The organism is Streptomyces sp. A0642 (genome assembly GCF_004795105.1).
In the GTDB taxonomy this organism is placed as follows: Bacteria; Actinomycetota; Actinomycetes; order Streptomycetales; family Streptomycetaceae; genus Streptomyces.
This window is the reverse complement of the sequence record NZ_SSBL01000076.1, coordinates 1-941: the sequence shown is the minus strand read 5'-3', so window position 1 is coordinate 941 and position 941 is coordinate 1. Positions and strand designations below refer to the sequence as shown.

The window sequence follows — 941 nt, the reverse complement described above, 5'->3', positions numbered from 1 at the left end:
GAACAAAGCCGGCTGCACCACATCCACCCGGTCAAACGGAGGATGCTCACCCTCCACACCCGCCAACACCTCACGCACCGACCAACCCGTGAACGGCGCCAACGCCACATCACACGCCTCAACCACCCGCCGGAAAACCCCACTCTCCTCCAGCAGCACACGCCCCATCCCCACCCACTGCGAACCCTGACCCGGAAAAACGAAGACCACCTTCCCCCGCCGCCCGGAACCACCGGTCACCACCGCGTCATGCGACCGCCCCTCAGCCAACGCAGACAACGCCTCGACCAACTCACCGCGACCCGCAGCCACCACACTCGCCCGCGACTCGAAGTGGGTACGGTGCCGTGCAGCCGTCACCGCGATGCCGGACGGGCTCACGTCCGGGTTCCCGGCGATCCACTCCGCCCAACGACCCGCCTGGGCCCGGACCGCTTCCTCGTTCTGTCCGGACACCACCACCGGCAACGGCCGGGCGTCCGTAGTGGCAGGCCCGGCCGGCTTCGCGACCGGCGGTTCCTCGACAATGACGTGCGCGTTCGTACCACTGAGTCCGAAGGAGGAGACACCCGCGCGGCGGGTCCGGGACGTGTCGCGGGCCCAGGGCCGGGCGTCCTGCAACAACGCCAGGCCGCTCCCGTCCCACTGAATGTGGCTGCTGGGCTCTTCCACGTGCAGTGTTTTGGGCAGTGTCCCGTGCTCAAGCGCGAGGACCATCTTCATGACGCCGATGACACCGGCGGCGGCCTGGGCGTGACCGATGTTCGACTTCGACGAGCCGAGGTAGACCGGCCGGTCCTCGCTGCGACCGGGCCCGAACACCTCCGCCAGCGCACCCGCCTCGATCGGGTCACCCAACGACGTCCCCGTGCCATGCGCCTCAATCGCATCGATATCAGCCGGAGTGAGCCGCGACGCCTCCAACGCGTCCTGGATCACCC

The 941-nt window shown here is 68.7% G+C and carries 1 protein-coding gene; it reads right to left on the bottom strand.

Features of this window, described 5'->3' with window-relative positions; genetic code table 11:
• Positions 1-941 (bottom strand): acyltransferase domain-containing protein (locus E6R60_RS36435; protein ID WP_136331019.1); only part of this gene is annotated, 941 nt, incomplete at both ends.